This is a genomic window from Mesorhizobium sp. M0514 (assembly GCF_040321145.1).
GTDB lineage: Bacteria > Pseudomonadota > Alphaproteobacteria > Rhizobiales > Rhizobiaceae > Mesorhizobium.
Window position 1 is genome coordinate 50515 of record NZ_JAMYQZ010000010.1, and the last position, 20090, is coordinate 70604.

Here is a 20090-nt window from a genome sequence, read left to right on the forward strand (position 1 = left end):
GCAAGTGCAGGGCGGTCGGGAGCCCATGACATTAATGCCGGCAAGGGCAGAGGGGGGCGCGAAGGATCGCCAACAGAATGGCTTCTTAGGCTGAGGTCCGTTTGAACCACCCCTGGTCCCTCAGCCCGGCCCACCCAATCGCGGCGGCGACAGCACGTCTTCCGCCGAAATCGTCCGCGCCTCCGAGGGCAGCATGATCGGGATGCCGTCGCGCACGGGATAAGCGAGCTTGGCAATCCGCGAGATCAACTCGCCGCGCACCGGGTCCCAGGCCAGCGGCCCCTTGGTCAGCGGGCAGGCCAGCAGCTCCAGCAATTTTGGATCGACATTGACCGACTTGCCGTCACGCCCATCCGCAGCCATTGGATCCCCCTTCAGCCATCGGCTCAGCCCTTATTGCAGGCTGGAACCAAAGTCCTCATTCTCGCGCGCCAGCGCCATTTCGGTGATGGCGATCAGCGTCTCCGCGCGGGCTTTCAGGTCGGGCGCCTCCAGCAGCGCCTGTTTCTCGGCCGGTCCGTAGGGCGCCATCATCGACAGCGCATTGACCAGCATGGTGTTCTCGGCGCGGCTGACGCTTTCCCAATCGGCTTCGAGATCGTTGGCCTGCAGATAGGCGCGAAACGCTTTCAACAGCGCCGGCCGGTCGATCTCGCTTGCCGCCTGGTCTTCGGCGAGATCGGTGAGGAACGGCGCCAGCTTGCATTGCCGGAACGGCGTCTTCACCGGCAATTCGCTGGTGATGCGGAAACGGCAGACGCCCTGCAGCGAAATCAGATAGCGGCCGTCGCCGCTCTCGGCCATCGAGATGATGCGCCCGGCGCAGCCGACATTGCACAGTTCCGGCTCGCCGTCGGCGCGCAACGCGCCATCGAGGCTGGGCTGGACGATGCCGATCAGCCGCGCGCCGGCGATCGCCTCATCCACCATCTGCAGATAGCGCGGCTCGAAAATGTTGAGCGGCATGCGCCCGCCCGGCAGCAGCAGCGCGCCGGCAAGCGGAAACACCGGAATGGTTGCCGGCAGATCCTTGCCGACCCGGTAAAATGCGTTTCCGACCTGCACCTTCACTCCTCCGACCCGCTTCGGGCGCGATGTTATCGGCCTAATCTGGCGCGGCGGCCGCCGACCGCAAGGCCCGACAGCCACGCCCCGGCAATTTGGCCGGCAAACGGCTCAGGAAAACAGCAGCGACGACAATTTGCGCCGTGCCGCCAGCGTCGCCTCGTCGGTCATGCCCCAGGCCTCGAACAGTTTCAGCAGCTGCGCCCTGGCGCCGTCCTCGTTCCACGTCCGGTCGGCTTTTATAATCGCCAGAAGATTGTCGGCCGCCGCATGGCGCTCGCCCTTGGCGTTCTGGATCATGGCGAGGTCGAAACGCGCCTGGTGGTCGCCGGGATTGGCGGCCAGTCGCTGCTCGAATTCAGCTGGATTGCCAAGTGCTGCCGCTTCCGCAGCCAGCGCCATCTTGGCACGCAGCGCGGCAAGTGCCGGCGCATTTTTCTTGGCCTCCGGCGCCGTTGCCAGCAGCGCCTCGGCGCCGTCGCTGTCGCCGGCCTCGAACAGAAGCTCGCCCAGCCCGGCAATCGCCTCGATCGTCTCCGGCGCCTGCGCCAGGATGGCGTCGTAAATGTCGGCTGCGGTCTGCGCATCGCCCGCCGCATGCGCTTCCGCCGCCGCGGCCAGTGCTTCGGCGACGGGCGGCGCGCCATTGCCCTTGCCGCCGACCTTGGTGATGAACTCGGCAATCTGGCTCTCGGGGATGGCGCCCATGAAGCCGTCGACAGGCTGGCCGTCCTTGAAGGCGATGACCGCCGGGATCGATTGGATGCCGAGCTGGCCGGCGATCGAGGGATGATCGTCAATGTTCATCTTGACCAGCTTGACCTTGCCGCCGGCGGCCTTGATCGCCTTTTCCAGAAGCGGCGTGAGCTGCTTGCAGGGCCCGCACCACGGCGCCCAGAAATCGACCAGCACCGGCTGTTTGCGCGATTCCTGGATAACGTCGGCGGCGAAAGTGGCGGTCGTGGTGTCCTTGATCAGCTCGCCAGCGGCAGGTGCTGCGCCGGGTGTCGAGCCAAGTGCCGACTTGGCCGGCTCGGCGCCGCCATATTGCACGGAAGTGGTGTATTGGCCCGAATTGCCGCCGAATTGGCCGCCAAACGGATTGTTGTTGTCGCTCATGTCGTCGCCCTTCCGGTCGCGCCCAGCGGAGCAGCGCGACGTCCTTAACTAGAGGTCAGTTTTCGCCATCCATGTGGCGATCAAGCCGAGACTTTCAAGATAGCAGCATCATGTCCGGTTGCCTCGACGAATCTGATGAGGTCGGCGGACGCGATCGACGTCGTCGCCTCATTGGTCAGCGGATGCGCGTTGACTGTCGCATGTGCCATCAAATCCTGGTCGAGCACCACCTTGACCCGTCTTTCGGTATCGTTGATCAGCCCGAACACGGTGACCGCGCCCGGAATGACACCGAGCAGCTCCATCAGCATCTCCGGTTTGCCGAACGACACCCGGCTGGCGGCGCCGACGATCGTGTGGATCTGCTTCAGGTCGACGACCGCCTCCTCGCCGACGCTGACCAGGAAGAAATTGTCCTTCTTGTCCTTGAGAAACAGATTTTTCGTGTGCCCGCCCGGTATCTCGCCGCGCAGCGACTGCGAATCGGCCACCGTATAGAGCGGCGGATGGCGCACGGTCGACACTGATATGCCGAGATCGGCAAGAAAGGCGAAAAGCTCGGCTTCGGTCTTCGGCATTGGTGGTCTTCCCCTGTATCGGCGCGCGGCAAAGCCGTTTACGGCCAATGATGCCGCCGAGACAAGACCGTCATGCGGGAAGTCGATGAACCACCCGCGTGGCCGACAAGGTTCCGCCAAGCGATTTGGCGCGACCAAAAAGCCCGTCATTTCCCTGTTGCAATCGCCGCGCTCTTCAGCCATATAGGCCCGGCTTGCGGCCCCGAGGGCCGTGTGAGCGGGTGTAGCTCAGGGGTAGAGCACAACCTTGCCAAGGTTGGGGTCGAGCGTTCGAATCGCTTCACCCGCTCCAGTTTCCTCTAGGGGAATCAAGCGATGAAGAGGCGTCTTTCGGGGCGCCTTTTGCTTTTTCCAGACCGGCGATGTAAGCGCGTTGCGGGACACTTGTTCTCCCTCAGAACCAGGCGCAGGTAAGACGGCGTGGCGCATAATCCCTTGGTTTCCAGTTCGGCGAAAGGCGGCACCGCATCCGAAGCGCTTGCTTGGCTGGCGTTGCGGAACGCCGCGTCCGAATGCGGCTCAGGCTCGCGCTCGATAGACCCGCAGCCCCTGCGCGCGCTCCCGGCGGGACGCAAGTGGGCGCGTGAGATCGCCAAGGTGATCTTCGATGGCCTTGTGGCAGGAAGCCTTTCGGTGCCGGGGCAACTGGCTGCCCGGTGGGACAGCTTCGGCGGTGCCATCACAGCGTTGATCATCGAACTCAGCAAGATCTGGGACAATCCCGCAGCGGCTCGCCGCGTCCAGTACCAGCTTGAGCAAATGCTTCTCGAACCCGACGATCTTGCCACGCCGCGCAGGCTGGCGCGAACGCTCGGAGTTCGCGTCGACGCTCGCAACCCGACCGCGACCGAACTGCCGGAAGGCATCGATCAGATCTATGCCCATCTGATGCTGGATGGCCGGATCGAGGCTGTCGTGCAGTTCGGTGCACTCGGGACTGTGACGAGCGATCATTGGATTGAATTGATCCTGGATGTAGTGCCTGCTGAGCGGCTTGCGGGAGGATCGCCTGCACCGCAAAAGGGCGCCGGCGCGACCACGTCAAACACGCCTGCAGCCGAGGCATCGTTTGCCATGGCGGGAAGCGAGCCCGATCCGGACAGCCATTTCGGCAAACTCGCGCAATTGGCCGCACAGGCGCATGACCTGGTTCGGTCGAGCGCTGAACCGTCAGAGCCTGTTGCGCCGCGCCGCGCACAGGTCGCGGACAAGCACGACAAGGATCGCACGGCGTTCTGGAACAGCTATTTCGCGACCGAAGATCCCTGGAACTACGGTTCGTCCTATGAGCAGGAAAAATATGAGCGCCAGCTTGAAATTCTGCCTCCCGGTTCCATCGGGCGGGCGCTTGAGTTGGCCTGTGCGGAGGGTCATTTCACGCGGCAGCTGGCGCCTCGCGTCGGCCATTTGACCGCAACCGACATCTCCGCCATAGCCGTCGGGCGGGCCCGCGTGCGATGCACCGATCAGCCGAATGTCGAGTTCGGCGTACTCGATTTCGCTGCCGACACGCTGCGGGGTAAGATGGATCTGATCGTCTGCTCGGAAGTGCTCTACTACCTCGATGACCTCGCCGAGCTACGGCGCATCGCCAGGAAATTCGCCGAGGCGTTGGCGCCTGGCGGCAGCTTCATCAGCGCACACGCATTCGTGCTGCGTGACAATGTCGAAAAGACCGGCTTCGACTGGAATACATTCGGTGCCCAGTCGATCTCCGAGACGCTGGCGGCGACCGAAGGCCTCGTCCTCGAGCAATCGATCCAGACCGAGCTCTACCGCATAGATCGCTTCCGCCGCCTGTCGTCGGACGATGTGGCGACGGAACCGGTGATTGCTCATGTGCCGATCCGCGCGCCGATCGAAATCGGCGTCGCGCGAAATATCGTCTGGGGTGGAGCGCGAGCCTTGCGCCGCGACGTCGCACGTAACGAGCAGCGCCGGCATATCCCTGTCCTCATGTATCACGGCGTTGCCGATGGAGGTCCGGCCGCGCTCGCTCGCTTTCGGCTCACGCCCGCCGCATTCGCCAGCCAGATGGCATGGCTGCGGGCCAATGGCTTTCACGCCATTGGCTCCGAGCAGTTGGAGCAGTTCATCACCAACCGTCAGCCTTTCGTCGGCCGCCCGGTGCTCATCACCTTCGATGACGGCTTCCAGAACTTCGCCGACCATGCCTGGCCGATCTTGCGCGCCAACGACCTGACCGCGGAAGTGTTCCTGGTGACGGACCTGGTGGGCGAAAGTGCAAAGTGGGACACCGACATCGGTCCGCCGACGCCGCTTATGGGCGCCGGGACGGTGCGACGCCTCGCTGCCGAAGGCGCCTTCTTCGGCAGCCACATGGCGACGCATCGCGCCATCGATGGTCTGTCGAGCGCTGACCTGGCCGCCGAGCTCCTGCGCTCTCGTCTGTTCATCGAACGCTGGACCGGCCGTCCAACCACGGCGTTCGCGGCACCCTTCTCCGTCACCGACCGACGGCTTGGCCGGCTGGCCAGGGAGTGCGGCTATCGAGTAGGCTTCGGCCGCAGGCACGGGCCGGCGGACCTCGATAGCGATCTCATCGACCTTCCGCGCATCGAGATTCGCGGCGACCGCTCGCTCGATGACTTTGTCGCCACTGTGGAGGCCGTGCTCGGATAAACGCCGAACTGGTCGGTGCGGCAGCGCAAATGGGCATCCGCGTGGGCTGGTGTCAGAGCGCTGCCGGTAGCGCGGCTGCGTGGCCGTGATTTGCGAAAATTCCCTCGTCCCGCCGTCTTCCTGCTATGATGGAGATGAGGAGGCGACCCATGAGCGAGAACCGTAAGCTGGCCGCAATCCTGGCTGCAGATGTGGTCGGATACAGCCGGCTCGCGAGCGCGGACGAAGATCGTACCTTGGCGCGGTTGCGGGCACTGCGCAGCGACCTGATCGATCCGATCATTGCAGTGCACCACGGGCGGGTTATCAAGCGTACCGGAGATGGGGCGCTGGTTGAGTTTCGCAGTGTGGTCGATGCCGTGCGCTGCGCCGTTGAGATTCAAAACGGTATGGTTGAGCGCAATGCCGGCGTACCGCAGGAGCGCCGCATCGAGTTCAGGATAGGCATCCATCTGGGCGACGTGGTCGAAGAGAGCGATGGCGACCTGATGGGTGACGGCGTCAACATCGCCTCGCGTCTGGAGGGCGTTGCGGCGCCCGGCGCCATCTGCCTGTCCGAGGATGCCTATCGCCAGGTCAAGGCCAGGCTTGACCTCTCGGTCAGCGATCTCGGCAGCACACAGCTCAAGAACATCGCCGAGCCGATCCGGGTGTATTCGCTGCAAGTCGGCGCCGGGGCCAAGGTGGCCGCGACCTCGCAAACCCCGACGAGCCCTCCGGCTGCGGCAGCGCCGCCGAAACTGTCGATCGCCGTGCTGCCGTTCGCCAATATGAGCGGTGATGCCGAACAGGACTACTTCGCCGACGGCATCTCCGAAGACATCATCACGGCGCTGTCCAAACTGTCACAGCTCTTCGTCATCGCTCGCAATTCGTCCTTCATCTTCAAGGGCCAGAACGTCCATGTGCAGGATGTCGGCACGAAGCTCGGCGTGCGCTATGTCCTTGAAGGCAGCGTACGCAAGTCGGGGAACAAGGTACGCATCACCGCGCAGCTCATCGATGCAATTTCAGGCGGCCATCTTTGGGCGGAGCGGTTCGATCGCGATCTGACCGACATATTCGCCGTGCAGGATGACGTGACGCAGCACATCGTCGGTGCGCTGGCGCTCAATCTGACCGAGGATGACCGTCTGCGGCTGGCGCCCGAACACCAGCGCAACCCGGAGGCGTATGACTGTTTCCTGCGGGGCCGGGAGCTATGGCACCGGCTGACGAAGGACACGAACGTCGCGGCCCGCGAGCTCTTGCAGCGGGCCATCGAACTGGACCCGAAATTTGCCTCTGCCCACGCTTTCCTAGCCCTCACGTACGGGCTCGATTACCTCAACAGGTGGGGTGCGTCGGACTCGATGGCGCAAGCGGAAGAGGCCGCAACGCGAGCGGTAACGCTGGATGACAGCGATCCCTGGGCGCACTGGGCGCTGGCATCGGCCAAGCTTTACACACGACGGCACGATGAGGCCATCGGCGAGGTCGAGCGCGCGATAGCTCTCAATCCGAACTTCGCCGAAGCGCACGTCGCCCGCGGCGAGGCGCTGTATTATTCGGGTAGACCCGCGGAGGCGCTAGAGAGTTTCGCCCGGGGAAAGACCTTGAATCCATACTTTCCGGATGTGCTTCTGCACTTCCAGGCTTTGGCATCGTTTCAACTGGGAAGGTACGAAGAGGCCGTCGACCTCTTGCTGCAACGGCTGGCTCGCAACGCTGTCACCGACGTCTCGCGTGCGCTTCTGGCCGCATGCTACGGCCATCTGGGCCGTTTGGAGGAGGCCCATACGGCATGGCAGGACCTGCTTCGCGTCAATCCCGCCTATTCGCTGGAACACCGTCGCAAGGTCTTGCCTTACAAGAACCCTGCCGATTTCGAACTGATGGTAGAGGGGCTCCGCAAGGCCGGCGTGGTGCAATGACGGGCTAAAGCCCGGCCGGATCAGAGGCCCGAGGCCCGGCCGATCTTGCGCCATCGGGCGTTTTCGCGAACCGGTTTCAGGTCATCGGTCGTCTCGGCAAATGTCCGCAACCGGTATTGCCGCAGCAGGTCCGGGAACAGCGCCCCTTCCGGCAGTCCGGCAAGCTGCTCGCGGACCGAGATCTTTTCATCGATGACCCGCATGCCCCAGGCATTTTCCCGAACCTGCAGCTCGGCGGCCAGATCGCGCTCTTCTGGCGCGTTTTCATCAAGCGCAGCCAGCAGGATCGAGTGGAAAAGCGCGACATAGCCAATCTGTCTCAGGCCGCCCACAACCCGCACGCGCGGCAATATGGCAAGGGCAAGGAACATCAGGAACAAGTCCGGCAAAAGCAGGCCGTCCAGCAGTGCCTGCTGGAGATGCGGCCGCTCGAACGGGATGGAAAGACCATGCGGCCTGTCAGGCTCGATCAGCCGCCCGTTCTCGAGGACGAGCTTGCGCACGCGCTGCTCGCGGATGCCCCAGAAATAGTCCGTGGCATTGGGCAGGAACCTGCCAAATGGGCCCGATGCGGCTTCTTGCAAGGCATGGTCGAGACGCCGGCGCCTTGCGGGCTCGAGGAGCAGCCTGGAAAGAAGGCTGCCTTCATCTTCCAGATGCCGCGACACGACAGTCGCGGCCAGCCTATCATCGATGAAAACCGGCCGAGCCATGCCGGAACGATCCCAATCGGCGACCAGATCCTCGTTGAGTTCTGTCAGCGCATCGGCGGCGGTTGCAAACACCTTGTCCTGGCTGGCAAGCAGCGTGCCCAGCCAGCTTCTGGCATCCGTCTCATTGCCCACCGTTTCGAGCGCGCGCCCGTTGAGGGCGACGGGACCGGCCGCGCAGGCGCTTTTGCGGCACAGTTTGTGGCGCCCCATGCCAAACAAATTGACCTTGTCGTCGCCGACATCGAGCCATCCCGGCCCTTCCCGGCCGGTTGTCTCCATGGTCATGGTCGTTCCCATGAAGCCGAAAAAAGCCGACAGCCCGTTTTCGACCGCGCCGAGCCAGGCAAGCAGCAGGGCATCGAAGGTGATGCGATCCATCAGAAGCAGGCAGTGCAGGCCGGACTGGATAACCGGTCTGTGGTCGAATTCGTCGAGGGCCTTGCCGATCGCTTCAGGCTGCACGATCGCACCGAGGCGCTGCTGCAGGACGTCGCGCAGGATCGAGCGGGCAGCAATCGACGGGGCCGATCCAGGCCTTGCCACCGGCCGCCACAGATGGCGGGCATAATCGGAAACCGGTGCATTCCAGTTCTGCTCGATGTCACGCACGACCTCCGGGCAGAGCAGCGACAGCACGGCCAAAATGTCCACCGGAGGGGCAAGGGCAGGGACGGCGGTCATCAGAACCGCAGCCGGGCCATGCTCAGGAGGTCGTGGTACTGCCCGTCGGTAAAACCGGCCTTCACATGCCGGCCTTCGACCTCGAAGCCATGGCTTGTGTAGAGACGGATGGCCGGTTCGTTGTCGGCATAGACAGTCAACTCGACCCGCTTAAGGGCGCGCCAATTGTCGGCCACGTCAAGCAGCGCGCCTAGGATGGCAGAGCCGATGCCTCTGCCGACAAAACCATCGTCAAGGCCGATATTGATCTCGCCGATATGCGAGCGGCGCGGCGAACCCTGCGCGACCAGGCTGCCGTGGCCGACAACCTTGCCGTCCAACTCGGCAACGATCCAGGTGGTTTCCGGGCCGGACTTGGCGATGCGCCGCTCCACCTGCTCCACCATCTCGAACGGCATCCTGAGCGTGCCCCAGCGGAAGCCCGGCATATTGAAGATAGCGCACAGCGCCTCGGCATCGCTTGGCCGGACAGCCCGGAGCTGCGGCTGGATTTTCTCGGATAAGGAGGTCGTGCTGGTCATGGCTTTTCCGGCTACAGCAATTCCAGGAAAAGTGTGAGCGGTTTTCCGTCCGGAATTGCGTCAGAACAAAGGACAGAGGCAATATGCCCGGCACGATGCACCGGACGTCACCTGAAAATCCAGCCGTCTCTGCGACCTATGCCGATTGCGCGGCAAAATGCCGGGGGGCGGCGTAGAGTTTGAGGATACCGCTGACGCCGATCCAGCCGAAAAGGGCGAGCCAGCACAATGTCCCGGCCGCCGTCCAGTCGATCCGGTGCACGGCGGCGTCGGTGATGACGAGGCCAAGGACGGCAAGCAGGCCAACCAGAAACTGCGCCAGGCCGAGCACCAGCAATTCCTCACGCGGCGCACTTCTCCAGACGAGATAGGTGCCGCCTGCACCCGCGAGGAAGATGGCGCTGTAGACCTGGGCGTGGAAGGCATCGATCGGCCATGGCCAGAAGCCACCGAATGTCAGGGGAAACAGCAACAGGCCGACGCCGTAGGCCCCGAGGATCGTCATTTCCACCGGTAGGTAGGCGCGCCATGCGGGGTTCAAGATCACGCCTTTTGCAGAAGGGCGGGCCCTTGCCCGCCACAGGAACAGCCCGGATACCGCGGCTGACGCAAGATAGACCAGAAACCAGAGCCAGGGGGCTTTGCGCTCGAAGTTGAAATAACCGAGATTGATGAACGAAGCCGCCGACACGATGACGGTGAAGATGAAGGCCATGACCAGCACGAGCCTGCCGGGCGACCAGCGATTCCAGACCAGCAGCGCCGCCATCACTGCCATTTCGGCGGTGTAGAAGCCGCCGAGGAAGCGGGCATTGAACGGCGTGACGGCCCAGGGCCAGCGCGGCTTGACCAGCGCAGGCGCGAAAAACAGGCCGGCCCCGACGATCAGGACGATGATGACCCCCGCCGAGAAAAGGCGCAGGGCCGCCGGAAATGGCGGGTTGTCGCGTGTCGGCATGGAGAAACCCCAGAGATGAATGCCCCATGGGCTATCATAGTTTGGAATTCAACAAATGGAAATTGACCTGTCACCAGGCTTGTCCATTCGAATGGCCGTACGGTCCATTTCGCAGTATGATGGAGCGTTCGGGTCGAAGATCGGTCCGGCCAACACGCCTAGAGCCGGATGATTTCAGGTCTGTCCGACCTGAAATCTGAATCCGCCTCTAAATCAGGAAATAGAGCATGATGTCGTCCGAAAACCGCTTCACACTTTTCGGCATCATGCCCTAACGGCGCAATTTCCGGAGCCTGCACGATGACCGAAGCTCAGGATCTGTTCTCGCTTCTGCGGCAATCGACCGATGTCGATCCGCAGGCAATCGACGCAATCCGGCAAACCATCGCCGAGGGCAAGGACCGCGAACTTTGCCGCATCAATGCGCTGGCCTTCGCCAGCAAGCATGGCCTCGACGAGGAACGCACCATAAGCGCCTTTCTCCATGCGGCGCGGGTGGGCATCTTCGACATTTCCTGGAATGTTCTGTGCCCCGGCTGTGGCGGCGTGCTCGACACCAACGCCACGCTGAAAACCATGCAGAAGGACGAATACACCTGCGCGCTGTGCTCCCAGGGCTATTCGCCGACACTCGACGAGATGGTCGAGGTGACATTCACCGTCAGTCCCCGTGTGCGCAGGATTGCCGCCCACAATCCACACGAACTGCCGTTGGTGGAATATTACCGCCAGATCTACTGGGCGTCCGGGGCCGATCTGCCGGACGAGGATCTGGCGGAAAAGATGGAAGCGTTCTCGCTGGAAGATATCGAGCTTGCGCCCGGTGAAAAGGCGGTTCTGCACATCCAGCTTCCGCCCCAATTTATCATCGTCTTCGAGCCGGTCACACATTCGGCCCAGTTCATCGACGCGAAGGGCGAACCGGCAAAAGAGCGGCGAAACCTCTCTCTGGCCTTCGACCGCGACCATGTCCAGAGCCAGACGCTGGAGATGCAGCCCGGCCCATTGCGCATTTCGCTGGAAAACAGGACCGACACGCGCGTGCTGCCGACGGTCTTCATCGCCTGCCCGGTATTGCATGATTTCCTGGGCAAGCGCCGGCCCTTCGTGACCGCCAAGCGCCTGCTCACCAACCAGACGTTCCGGGATCTCTATCGCACGGATACGCTCGACATCAACCAGCGCCTGAAGATCACCAGCCTGACCTTCCTGTTCACCGATCTGCGCGGATCGACCGAGCTTTACGAGCGGGTGGGCGATCTTTCAGCCTTCGATCTCGTGCGCGAGCATTTCCAGGTTCTGCACGAGATCGTCGCGGCGGAGGCAGGCGCGGTTGTGAAGACGATCGGCGATGCGGTGATGGCGACCTTCGCGACGCCTGACCGTGCGATTGCCGCGGCGCTGCGGATGCGCGACGCCATGCGGGCGCTCAATGACAAAAGCGGGCGCGAGGACCTTCTGCTCAAGATCGGTGTTCATGCCGGCCCCTGCATAGCCGTGTCCATGAACGAGCGGCAGGATTATTTCGGCCAGACGGTCAACATTGCTTCGCGGGTCCAGAACCTCGCCAACGCACAGGCGATCTTCGCCACGCGTGCGGTGGTCGACGATAATCTCACCGCCGATCTGTTGCACAGGAACGCGCTGACGCCCGTGCCGCACGAGGTCTCGCTGCGCGGCATCGAGCGGGAGATTGCGGTTTATACGATCCCCTGAAGAGTTCTCTGCCGCTTACACGCGCTTGCAGAGGAAATAACGGTCGGCGGGCTCCGAAGTGGGCGCCGGGAGGTGTTGCAGCAGCGGGTGATCGAGCGGCGTGCCACTGACCGCGAAGCCGCCGACGCGAAGCAGGCTCGCAATCAGATCGGGAAGCCAGGTAGCGGTCACTGCATCGCGATCGTCATAGCCGGTGCCGATGTCGGCATGAACAAGGGCGGCTTCGATGCCAATGAACTTGCGGCCCGTCTCGCGTATTTCGCCGAGCACGAGGTTTTCAGCTTCGGGAATTGAGCTAGTGTGCGCGCCAACTTCGCGGTCGAACACCACGATCCGGCGCCCGGGCAGAAGCTCGCGCAGATGGTGGAATGTCCGGCCATTGCCGAGGCCGAGCTCAAGCACAAGCCCCTCCATCTTCGCCACCTCGGGGCAGATTCGATTGAGAATGTCGCGCTGCGCGGTCATCCTGCTGATGAAATTATCGAGGCGACTCATATGCGATTGTGTGTCCTGAACCAGCAGCCCCGATCGAGGCTTGCTGCATATAAAGGCGAACGACGAACCCTGCAATAACGCAACCGGCCGCCGACAAGCGTCATACCGGGTGGAGTGTTCGGCAGGCCGCGCGGTGGAACAGCGATATCACTTGTAGGGGTCTGCGGCGTCCCGCAAGCCGTCGCCGAGGAAGTTGAACGCCATGATAACGAGGATGACCGGCAGCATCGGCAAAAGCAGCCATGGATAGAACGCGATCACGCTGACGCTGCGCGCCTCGGTGAGCAGGATGCCCCAGCTGGTTATCGGCGCCCTCAGGCCGAGCCCGAGGAAGCTCAGCGCCGTTTCGCCCAGGATCATGCCAGGGATGGAGAGCGTCGCCGTCGCGATCAGATGCGACATGAAGCCGGGAATGAGATGCCGCCTGATGATGCGGCTGCTTCCGGCGCCCATCAACTGCGCCGCCAGAACGTAATCCTCCTCGCGCAAGGCCAGAAGCTTTGAACGCACGGCGCGCGCCAGTCCGGTCCAGTCGAGCAGCCCGAGGATGACGGTGATGCCGAAATAGATCAGGATCGGACTCCAGGTTATCGGCATGATCGCCGCCAGGGCCAGCCATAGCGGAATGCTGGGAATCGATTGCAGGACTTCGATTATCCGTTGGACGATCAGGTCGAAGATACCGCCGTGATAGCCGGCCAGTCCGCCGATGACGATGCCGAGCAGGAAGCTGAAACTGATGCCGACGAGGCCGATAGTCAGTGAAATGCGTGCGCCATAGATCATGCGCGAGAGCACGTCGCGCCCCAGCCTGTCGGTGCCGGCCAGAAACAGCTGCCCGTTTTCGGCAGGACAGACAAAATGCCTGTCACCTTCGATCAGGCCCCAGAACCGATAAGTGTCGCCCTTGCAGAAGAAACGGAGCCGCTGAACATCGTCGTGGTTCTCGATGTAGTTCCGCTTGAGCGTGTCCATATCCAGCGTCATCTGGCGGCCATAGACGAACGGCCCGACGAACTCGCCATTGTGGAACAGGTGCACGTGCTGCGGCGGCGCATAGATGTAGTCCATGTTGCGCGAGTGCAGATTGTAGGGCGCCAGGAACTCGCAGATCAGTATCCCGGAATACAGCACTGCCAGGAATATGCCGGATATAAGCGCAAGCCGGTGTTTGCGGAATTTCCACCACATCAGCCGCAACTGCGATGCCTGAAAGACCTTCGATTGCTCCGGCGTCATCGCCTCGACCGACTGCAGGTCGAAGGGCGCGCCGGAAATGTAGTGTTGCAGTGGAGCACCCGGAGCGGGCAGCGGCGAGTCCTGCTTCATTTGGTGCTGCCACCCTGCAAACGAATTCGTGGATCAAGCAGCGCCAGCGCCAGGTCGGAAATCAGCACGCCGATAACCGTCAGGAAGGCAAGGAACATCAGGAATGACCCTGCCAGATACATATCCTGGCTTTGCAGCGCCTTGATCAGCATCGGCCCGGTCGTTTCCAAAGACAAAACGATAGCCGTGATCTCAGCGCCGGAGATGATGGCCGGCAGGATCGAGCCGATGTCGGAAATGAAGAAATTGAGCGCCATGCGCAGCGGATATTTGACCAGCGCGTTGAACGGATGCAGGCCCTTGGCGCGCGCCGTAACGACATATTGCTTGTGCAGTTCGTCGAGCAGATTGGCGCGCAGCCGCCGGATCATGCTCGCCGTGCCGCCGGTGCCGATGATCAGGACCGGGATCCAGAGATGAGCGAGGATCGACTTCGCCTTGGCCCAGCCCATCGGCTCGCCGAGATATTGCTGGTCCATGAGGTGGCCGATGGACGTGCCGAACCAGATGTTGGCGAAATACATCAGGATCAGCGCCAGCATGAAATTCGGAATGGCAAGGCCGAGAAGGCCGAAGAAAGTCAGGCCGTAGTCGCCCCAGCTGTATTGATGCGTGGCGGAGTACATGCCGATCGGAAAGGCGATGAGCCAGGTGAAGATGATCGTGACGAAGGAAACCAGCACGGTCAGCCACATTCGGTCGCCGACGACGTCGCGAACCGGCAGCTCATATTCGAAGGAATAGCCGAAATCGCCGTGCAGCATCCCGCCCACCCAGTAGAAGTAGCGAATGACCGGCGGCTGGTCGAAACCATATTCCTTGCGCATCATCTGGATGCGGTCGGAATCCACCGCTTCGCCCTGGGCCCGAAGCTCAGCGACATAGCTGTCGAAATAATCGCCCGGTGGAAGTTCGATGATGGTGAACACCAGCGCCGATATGACCAGCAGCGTTGGAACCATCACGGCGATGCGCCAGACAAGATATCGAAGCACGCTCAGGAGCCTCCAAGCCAGAATGTGTCCAGCAAATAGACACCGAAATAGGAGGTCGGGTCGTAGCCGTAGAGTGCTTTGTCAGGCAGGTTGCGCAGCCGCGAGGATACCAGAATCGGCTGAAGTGTTTCGTTCACCGTACCGATGGAGAACACCTGATCGGTGTAGATCGACAGCATCGAGTTCCAGATTTCGGCGCGCTCGCTGGATTCGGTCGATCCGTTCCAGCGCTTGAGCAAAGCCATCAACTCGACCACTTCAGGAACATCGGGCGCCTCACCCATCTTGCCATGCGACAGATAGTAAGCGCCCCAGAGCGGCCATTGCAGCTGGTCGTCGATGGTGGGGGCCAGCTGGTATGGATTCATGTCGGCGGTCGGCACGCCATTGTCGATGCCCGACGACATCGACATCAGGATCTGGCCGCCAAGCGCACGGCTGCGGAAGATGTCGCGCTGCGAAGTACGGATGAACAAAGCGATGCCGATCTTGCGCCAGTGATCGGTGATGAGTTCGAGCGCATCGGTTTCCAGCGTGCTTTCGCCGGCCGTTTCCACGATGATCTGCGCCGGGCGTCCATCGGGAAGTAGCCGCAGGCCGTCATCGTCACGGGCCTGAAGCCCGACCTCGTCAAGCAGTGCATTGGCCTGGTCGGGATCGTGGGCGACCCAGGCTTTCGCGAATTCCGGCCGGTAGAGCGGGCTCTCCGGCAAGACCGTATCGGCGCTTTCCTGCGCCAATCCGTAGAAGACGGCCATGTTGATCTCGCGCCGGTCCACAGCGAGCGAAAGGGCGCGGCGCACGCGCACGTCACGCAAAAGGCCGCGCCACACCGGGTCGGCACAATTCAGATTGGGCATGAGCGCCAGCCGCGAACCCTGTGTGCGTTTCCACAGATGCATCTTCACCGGGTAGCGCTTCTCCGCGTCCTTCAGGAAGGAGTAATCGCTGAAGTCGATTCCCATGCATTGCAGGTCGCTCTCGCCCGCACCGGTCTTGGCGGAGATGATCGCCGACGAGCTGACATTCATGATGATCCGGTCGACATAGGGCAGTTGCCGGCCGTTCTCGTCTGTTCGATGAAAGAACGGGTTGCGCTCGAAGATGAACTGCTCGGCCGGCGGCTTGGTCCGGTTCTGCCAGGGGTCGAGTGTCGGCAGATCCGGGTTCTCCGGGCGATACTGCCGCGACATGCGGATGTGCAGCAGCGTCCATTTTGCGGTCCGGTTCTCCTTCATCAGGCCGGCGAGCCGGAATGGATCCTGATATTTCTTGTGGAACTGCTTGAGATAGGCGGCTGGCAAAACAAGCGGTGTCGGCGAAGCAGCGGCAAGTTTGGGCAGGAAGTCGGGATTGGGCGCGTCCCAACTGTAGCGCACCGTCAACGGATCGACGATCTCGAAACGTGGCGGCTTGCCGTCCGCCAGCAGGGCAGGGGCGAGCCCCCCTTGCGAAAGCTCATCGTTCAGCCAGACATCTTCCCAGCAATAACGAAAATCCTCCGGCGTCAGCAGACTGCCGTCTGACCATTTATGGCCTTCACGAATCTTGAACGTGAAGACGCGATCATCCTTTACGTCGAAACTTTCGAGAATGTCGGCCTGAAAGTTAAGCTTTTCGTCATAGCCGACCAGCCGGGAATACCCGTAGATCGTCATCATCCGGATATCTTTCTGGCTGCCGATGATCGTACGCAGCGTGCCGCCATACTGGCCGGGCTGCCGGCCCATCGCCGCGAGGTTCAACGCGCGCGGGCTTTTGGGCAGGCGCTCCGCGAGTGGCGGCAGAGCCCTGGCTTTCAGCTGCGGCTGAAGAAAATCCGGCTCCAGATCGCCGGCGCGCGCCGTGCCCGGCAGAAATGCCGAAGCCATGAGACCAAGGACAGTGCGGCGGCTGATCAATGGCGTAACTCGCTGACATCGGCCGAACGTCGGGCCAGCACGAGATGGCCGCCGCCGAGATCGAGCGGCGACAGCATATCCTCTTCGCCCTCGTCGCGGAATTGCGGGCCCCATGCGCTGGTGTCGGAAGCGCCGCCGAGCTTCAGCGTCTTGAAATCCATCGGCCGGTCGAGATCGGGGAAGGGGACTGCGGCGAGCAGTGAGCGCGTGTAGGGGTGGATCGGTTTCCTGAGCAGAATTTCGCGCGGCGCAAGCTCGACGATACGCCCGCCGCACATCACCGCGATGCGGTCCGCCATGTAGTCCACCACCGCCAGATTGTGGGATATGAACAGGTAGGTCAGGCCCAGTTCCTTCTGCAGGTCCTTCAGAAGGTTCAGGATCTGCGCCTGCACGGAGACATCGAGCGCCGAAACCGGCTCGTCGCAGATCAGCAGTTCAGGCCCCAGCGCCAAGGCGCGCGCAATGCCGATACGCTGACGCTGCCCGCCGGAGAAGCTGTGGGGATAACGCTGGATGAAGCGCGGATCGAGCCCGATTGCCTGCATCAGGCTCTTGACTGTGGCTAGCCGGGACGCGGCATTGCCACGTTGATGGATTTCCAGCGGCTCGCTCAAGATGTTTTCCACGGTCATGCGAGGCGAAAGCGACGAGACCGGATCCTGGAAAACCATCTGGAGTTTCGCCCGCAGCAAGCGCAGGGCGTCTCCCTCGGCTTCCAGGACGTCGATCGGTCCGTCGCGGCCGTTGAAGATCACGGAGCCACCGGTAGGGGTGACGGCCCGCATCAGGATCTTGCTGACGGTGGTTTTGCCGCAACCGCTTTCGCCAACCAGGCCCAGGCACTCACCTCGCCTGATGTCGAAGCTGACGCCGTCCACGGCGCGAACAGAGGTCTGATGGCTCCCGCTGAACCATCCGGAGTTGCGGATGGTGTAGACCTTTTTCAGATCCCTGACCGACAGCAGAATGTCGTCCGGCCCTTTCGCTTCCGGCGCCGTCTGCTTGCCCAGCAGGGTCCCGACATTCACCGGCACCTCGCGGAGCGCCTTCAGTCTTTCGCCAGGCTTCAGGTCGAAATGCGGAACGGCTGCCATCAGGCCCTTCAGGTAAGGGTGGCCTGGCCGGCGGAATATTGCCTCCACAGGGCCCGCTTCCATGATCTCGCCATGGTACATGACGACCACCTCGTCGGCGACATTGGCGACCACGCCGAGGTCGTGCGTGATCAGCAGCATTGCCATGTTGAGCTTGGTCTGGAGCCCACGAAGCAATTGCAGGATTTGCGCCTGGATGGTGACGTCCAACGCCGTCGTCGGCTCATCGGCGATCAACAGAGCGGGCCGGCAGATAAGCGCCATGGCGATCATGGCGCGTTGCCGCAATCCTCCCGAAAGTTCGAACGGATACATGTCGTAGGCGCGCTTGGGATTGGGAAACCCGACGAGCCCGAGCATTTCCTCGGTCCGTGCCTTGCGCTCCGTCCGATCCATGCACGTATGAATCTGCAGGGATTCGCTGACCTGGTTGCCGATCGTGTGCAGCGGCGACAGCGATGTCATCGGCTCCTGAAAGATCTTGCCGATGCGGCTGCCTCTCAACGCCCGGATTTCGGGTCCGTCTCGCGGCATCTGCAGGATATCCTGCGTCGTGCCGGGCTTTTTGGGATCGGAAAACAGGATACGGCCGCGAACATGGGCCGTGTTCGGCAAGATGCCCATCACGGCCTGGCTGAGAACCGATTTTCCGGAACCGGACTCACCGACAAGTGCGGTGACCTTGCCGGGCAGGACGCGAAGATTTGCCCGCCTGACGGCATGCAACGGTCCCCCGACAATGGCAAAAGAGATGCCAACATCCTCGATCCGCAGCAGATCAACGCCTGCATCCATTCCCACACCAGCCCCAATCTGGCGCCTCCCGACCGGCCCCAAAAAGCAAGACTAGCGCATTGTCAGCGCAGAGCAACTTGGATTCGAAACGAATTCCCCGGCGACCGGCGGCCGGACAGCATACCAGGGCGTCCAGATCGGATGGTGGTGACTACTGGAGCTTCCTCCGGTCGCCCGCCGACAGCCGCGCGGCATCGCGATGAAGCAGCATGACCTGCTCGGCGTCCGATATCCGATCGTGAAACGGCTGCAGCGCAGCGTCTTCATCGAGTGCGAGAGCACCCGACAGATCGGGTGAAAGCACCGTCAGCTTCTGCTTGCTGCCCGCCAGTTCCTCCTCGCCGAGCGTCAGCCAGCTGTTGGCCCCGCAATAGCCGGCGAAGTCCTTGCTGGCGAGAACGCTGTGCGGATATTTCTTAGTCAGGGTCTGGAGACGCTGGACCTCGTTTACAGCCGAGCCGAAGACGGAGAATGTGAGTCGGTCGGTAAGCCCGACATTGCCGAACATCACATTGCCGACATGAAGGCCGATACCAAATTTTATGTCGCCCAGTCCTTGCTCTTTTCTGCGCAGATTGAGCTCCATCATGCGCATGCTGGCCTTGTGCGCAGCCGCAAGAGCAGCCTGGCAGGCGATCTCTGACTGCGCCCGGTGCCTTTCGCAGGGGTAGACGGCAATGAATCCATCCCCCAGGAAACTCATGATCTGCCCGCCTTTGCGATTGAAAGGTGCTGCGATGGCATCGAAAAACTGGTTCAGCGTATCGATATAGACTTCGCGGCCGGAGGTTTCGGCGAGCCTTGTCGACCCGCGCATATCGCCCATCACCAGCGCGGCCCGGATTGTGTCGCCCTCGCCGCGCTTGATCTGGCCGTCCAGCACGCGCCTGCCGGCGTCACCGCCGAGATACGTGGTCATCATGTTGTCGGCGAGCTTGGTGAGCACCGCCATCTTGCTTGCTATAGCGAGATGGTTCTGGATCCGCAGCAGCGCCGAAATCATGCTGTCGCTGAAGCCTGAAGCACTGTCGGTGGACCAGGACCCCAACATGCCCTGACTTGTATCGCCGTTGAAGGGATGGACGAAAGCCATGTAATCGGTGACGCCCATAAGCCTGAGCTCATCGAAAACAGGAAACTCCGACCGCACCGACGGGTCGAGCCGGCGCCGCAGATGGTCGAGCTTGTTGCTGAGCAGATGGTAGTATGGGCTGGTCAGGAATCTGTCGGAATGGACGCCGTTCTCACTCCGGAAGCCTTCCACTTCCAGGCCTTGGCCGCGAATCCAGGTGAAACCGAGCGCGTCATAAAGCGGATGCAGCATCGAAAAGCTCAAATGCACCCGCTTCAGCGGCAGGCCGGCAGCAGCCAGCCGTTCACAAAAACCCTTGACCAATGTTTCCAGGTCGTCGCCCGCCAGCGCCGATTGGGTCAGCCAATCGGCAACCTTATCCATGAGAATGTTGGAAATTTCTGTTTGCGCTGTGCTCATGCTATCTCGAAACCCGTCGAAGACGAGCCATCTCCTTTGATCCGCAAAATTCTCGAAGTCAATGAAGCCGGCTTCGGGG

General features: G+C 62.1%; 16 protein-coding genes and 1 tRNA gene. 4 read left to right on the top strand and 13 right to left on the bottom strand.

The features are described 5' to 3' along the window. Window positions 1-120: 120 nt before the first annotated feature. From NKI61_RS06830 to NKI61_RS06845, 4 genes are all read right to left on the bottom strand, one after another. Window positions 121-363: a Trm112 family protein gene (locus NKI61_RS06830; RefSeq protein WP_023687636.1), complete on the bottom strand. Its 243-nt coding sequence runs from the start codon at window positions 361-363 to the stop codon at window positions 121-123. A 30-nt stretch (window positions 364-393) separates the two neighbouring features. Next, complete coding sequence (locus NKI61_RS06835; protein ID WP_352839065.1) at window positions 394-1065, bottom strand: LON peptidase substrate-binding domain-containing protein; 672 nt, start codon at window positions 1063-1065, stop codon at window positions 394-396. 111 nt (window positions 1066-1176) lie between these two features. Beyond that, the gene (trxA, locus tag NKI61_RS06840; RefSeq protein WP_352839066.1) at window positions 1177-2184 is read right to left on the bottom strand and encodes a thioredoxin; all 1008 of its coding nucleotides are present in this window, start codon (window positions 2182-2184) and stop codon (window positions 1177-1179) included. 80 nt (window positions 2185-2264) lie between these two features. Continuing rightward, window positions 2265-2762: a prolyl-tRNA synthetase associated domain-containing protein gene (locus NKI61_RS06845; RefSeq protein ID WP_023732844.1), complete on the bottom strand. Its 498-nt coding sequence runs from the start codon at window positions 2760-2762 to the stop codon at window positions 2265-2267. 217 nt (window positions 2763-2979) lie between these two features. On the opposite strand from NKI61_RS06845, the gene NKI61_RS06850 reads away from it, so the two are divergent. The 3 genes from NKI61_RS06850 to NKI61_RS06860 all read left to right on the top strand — a co-directional run bounded on the left by NKI61_RS06850 (window position 2980) and on the right by NKI61_RS06860 (window position 7318). After that, window positions 2980-3054: transfer RNA gene (locus NKI61_RS06850), tRNA-Gly, on the top strand. Window positions 3055-3182: 128 nt separating this feature from the next. Beyond that, a complete protein-coding gene (locus NKI61_RS06855) occupies window positions 3183-5405 on the top strand; it encodes an SAM-dependent methyltransferase (protein ID WP_352839067.1) in 2223 nt (740 codons plus the stop codon). Between the two features lie 149 nt (window positions 5406-5554). Next, window positions 5555-7318: an adenylate/guanylate cyclase domain-containing protein gene (locus NKI61_RS06860; protein WP_352839068.1), complete on the top strand. Its 1764-nt coding sequence runs from the start codon at window positions 5555-5557 to the stop codon at window positions 7316-7318. A 20-nt stretch (window positions 7319-7338) separates the two neighbouring features. Here the strand turns inward: NKI61_RS06860 and NKI61_RS06865 are convergent, their stop codons facing one another. The 3 genes from NKI61_RS06865 to NKI61_RS06875 form a co-directional block, all read right to left on the bottom strand. After that, entirely contained in the window at window positions 7339-8712 is a 1374-nt protein-coding gene (locus tag NKI61_RS06865) for a hypothetical protein (RefSeq protein WP_352712985.1), read from the bottom strand. Next, the gene (locus tag NKI61_RS06870) at window positions 8712-9233 is read right to left on the bottom strand and encodes a GNAT family N-acetyltransferase (protein ID WP_023685080.1); all 522 of its coding nucleotides are present in this window, start codon (window positions 9231-9233) and stop codon (window positions 8712-8714) included. The genes NKI61_RS06865 and NKI61_RS06870 overlap by 1 nt, the downstream gene beginning before the upstream one ends. A 136-nt stretch (window positions 9234-9369) precedes the next feature. Continuing rightward, window positions 9370-10191 (bottom strand): hypothetical protein, encoded by an 822-nt coding sequence (locus NKI61_RS06875; protein ID WP_023706798.1) that lies wholly within the window; start codon window positions 10189-10191, stop codon window positions 9370-9372. A 300-nt stretch (window positions 10192-10491) separates the two neighbouring features. Here NKI61_RS06875 and NKI61_RS06880 point away from each other — a divergent pair, with 300 nt between their 5' ends. Continuing rightward, window positions 10492-11907, top strand: a complete 1416-nt coding sequence (locus NKI61_RS06880) for an adenylate/guanylate cyclase domain-containing protein (protein WP_023685078.1) — start codon at window positions 10492-10494, stop codon at window positions 11905-11907. Window positions 11908-11922: 15 nt separating this feature from the next. Here NKI61_RS06880 and NKI61_RS06885 read toward each other — a convergent pair whose 3' ends face one another. The 6 genes from NKI61_RS06885 to NKI61_RS06910 form a co-directional block, all read right to left on the bottom strand. Beyond that, the gene (locus tag NKI61_RS06885; protein ID WP_023672134.1) at window positions 11923-12402 is read right to left on the bottom strand and encodes a class I SAM-dependent methyltransferase; all 480 of its coding nucleotides are present in this window, start codon (window positions 12400-12402) and stop codon (window positions 11923-11925) included. Between the two features lie 147 nt (window positions 12403-12549). Then, the gene (locus NKI61_RS06890) at window positions 12550-13731 is read right to left on the bottom strand and encodes an ABC transporter permease (RefSeq protein ID WP_031198424.1); all 1182 of its coding nucleotides are present in this window, start codon (window positions 13729-13731) and stop codon (window positions 12550-12552) included. Beyond that, a complete protein-coding gene (locus tag NKI61_RS06895) occupies window positions 13728-14726 on the bottom strand; it encodes an ABC transporter permease (protein ID WP_352839069.1) in 999 nt (332 codons plus the stop codon). The genes NKI61_RS06890 and NKI61_RS06895 overlap by 4 nt, the downstream gene beginning before the upstream one ends. A gap of 2 nt (window positions 14727-14728) precedes the next feature. Beyond that, complete coding sequence (locus NKI61_RS06900; protein WP_023672137.1) at window positions 14729-16627, bottom strand: ABC transporter substrate-binding protein; 1899 nt, start codon at window positions 16625-16627, stop codon at window positions 14729-14731. Beyond that, a complete protein-coding gene (locus NKI61_RS06905; RefSeq protein ID WP_023706796.1) occupies window positions 16624-18519 on the bottom strand; it encodes an ABC transporter ATP-binding protein in 1896 nt (631 codons plus the stop codon). The genes NKI61_RS06900 and NKI61_RS06905 overlap by 4 nt, the downstream gene beginning before the upstream one ends. 151 nt (window positions 18520-18670) lie before the next feature. Continuing rightward, complete coding sequence (locus NKI61_RS06910) at window positions 18671-20011, bottom strand: adenylate/guanylate cyclase domain-containing protein (protein WP_023726703.1); 1341 nt, start codon at window positions 20009-20011, stop codon at window positions 18671-18673. Window positions 20012-20090: the final 79 nt, after the last annotated feature.

Bases quoted from the DNA above. Each gene is read 5' to 3' on its own strand.
- NKI61_RS06830 (WP_023687636.1), bottom strand. From the start codon at position 363: ATGGCTGCGGATGGGCGTGACGGCAAGTCGGTCAATGTCGATCCAAAA.
- trxA (WP_352839066.1), bottom strand. From the start codon at position 2,184: ATGAGCGACAACAACAATCCGTTTGGCGGCCAATTCGGCGGCAATTCG.
- NKI61_RS06845 (WP_023732844.1), bottom strand. From the start codon at position 2,762: ATGCCGAAGACCGAAGCCGAGCTTTTCGCCTTTCTTGCCGATCTCGGC.
- NKI61_RS06860 (WP_352839068.1), top strand. From the start codon at position 5,555: ATGAGCGAGAACCGTAAGCTGGCCGCAATCCTGGCTGCAGATGTGGTC.
- NKI61_RS06865 (WP_352712985.1), bottom strand. From the start codon at position 8,712: ATGACCGCCGTCCCTGCCCTTGCCCCTCCGGTGGACATTTTGGCCGTG.
- NKI61_RS06870 (WP_023685080.1), bottom strand. From the start codon at position 9,233: ATGACCAGCACGACCTCCTTATCCGAGAAAATCCAGCCGCAGCTCCGG.
- NKI61_RS06875 (WP_023706798.1), bottom strand. From the start codon at position 10,191: ATGCCGACACGCGACAACCCGCCATTTCCGGCGGCCCTGCGCCTTTTC.
- NKI61_RS06880 (WP_023685078.1), top strand. From the start codon at position 10,492: ATGACCGAAGCTCAGGATCTGTTCTCGCTTCTGCGGCAATCGACCGAT.
- NKI61_RS06885 (WP_023672134.1), bottom strand. From the start codon at position 12,402: ATGAGTCGCCTCGATAATTTCATCAGCAGGATGACCGCGCAGCGCGAC.
- NKI61_RS06890 (WP_031198424.1), bottom strand. From the start codon at position 13,731: ATGAAGCAGGACTCGCCGCTGCCCGCTCCGGGTGCTCCACTGCAACAC.
- NKI61_RS06905 (WP_023706796.1), bottom strand. From the start codon at position 18,519: ATGGATGCAGGCGTTGATCTGCTGCGGATCGAGGATGTTGGCATCTCT.
- NKI61_RS06910 (WP_023726703.1), bottom strand. From the start codon at position 20,011: ATGAGCACAGCGCAAACAGAAATTTCCAACATTCTCATGGATAAGGTT.